General features: G+C 63.1%; 1 protein-coding gene. It reads left to right on the forward strand.

Features of this window, described 5'->3' with window-relative positions:
* Positions 1–555 (forward strand): outer membrane protein (locus tag JKL46_RS35115; RefSeq protein ID WP_201843079.1); only part of this gene is annotated, 555 nt, incomplete at its 5' end.
* Positions 556–558: the final 3 nt, after the last annotated feature.

A 558-nucleotide genomic window follows, 5' to 3' on the forward strand; every position in this document is an offset into this window, starting at 1 on the left:
ACGCTGTTCTTCCCCGACAACGGCGGGGATGGCGGTTTCACCGGTGGCGGTCAGATCGGTTACAACTACCAGATCGGTTCCTTCGTGATCGGTCTCGAGACCGACATCCAGTGGGCCGACACCGACCAGGATGAAACAGTTGCGTTCATTCCGGCTGGCGTGCCCGGCACCTTCGTGCCCGGCGAGTTCCGCAGCAATCTGTCGGATTGGTTCGGCACGGTTCGTGCCCGCGCCGGTGTCGCGTTCGATCGCGTGTTGATCTACGCCACAGGCGGTCTGGCCTATACCGACGACACCACCGGTTGGGTGGTCGGCGGCGGCGTCGAATGGGCTCTGCCGGTGAACTGGTTTGGTTCCTCGGCGGTGACGTTCGGCCTCGAAGGTCTGTGGCTCAGCTTCGATGAGGATGACGACTTCGGCAACAACTTTGTCGGTCGGTTCACGCCGGCCGGCGGCGGAGCGCCGGTCGATATCTTTGCCCCCGCCGTCGGCAGCGACGACAACGACTTCTTCGTGGCGCGCGCAAAGCTGAACTTCAAGTTCGGCACCTACTAAGCG

It is taken from the genome of Microvirga zambiensis WSM3693, assembly GCF_016735695.1.
Lineage (GTDB): Bacteria > Pseudomonadota > Alphaproteobacteria > Rhizobiales > Beijerinckiaceae > Microvirga > Microvirga zambiensis.